We start from the raw sequence: 435 nt of genomic DNA, 5'->3' as shown, positions 1-435 counted from the left end.
TTTTAATTGAGTTAAACGAAAGTGATTTATACCCCGGTGGCGCAATAGAACTTCAACACAACGGCGGTCGGAAGATTCATTGCGAGATACTAAAAGTAAGGTGGAGTCGTTAACTCAAGTAATGTTTCCTAAGTATGTTGATAGGCAAACATAGTGGTAGTTAGTCTCTCTGAGTAAATGATCTTCTTGTGATCCTGTCGTTACAGTCGTAATCTCTTGCTCTGAAAACGAAAAAACCACCTGGGGAGGTGGTTTGATCGAAGGTTAAGTCAGTTGGGGAACTGCTTAACCAGGTAACTGGGTATACGAGACCGCAGAAACCAAAAATGTTCTTTCAGTGTAGCCTCTCTCAGGCCCATACTTCAAGACCTCTTAATTTGTCTCTCGTATACCTCCAGTTACTAATGGCTGCTGCCAGTAGCGATTTTTCGTGTC

The sequence above is a fragment of the Embleya sp. NPDC055664 genome (assembly GCF_053618075.1).
The sequence above is the reverse complement of the archived record's forward strand: the minus strand, read 5'-3'. Positions refer to the sequence as shown.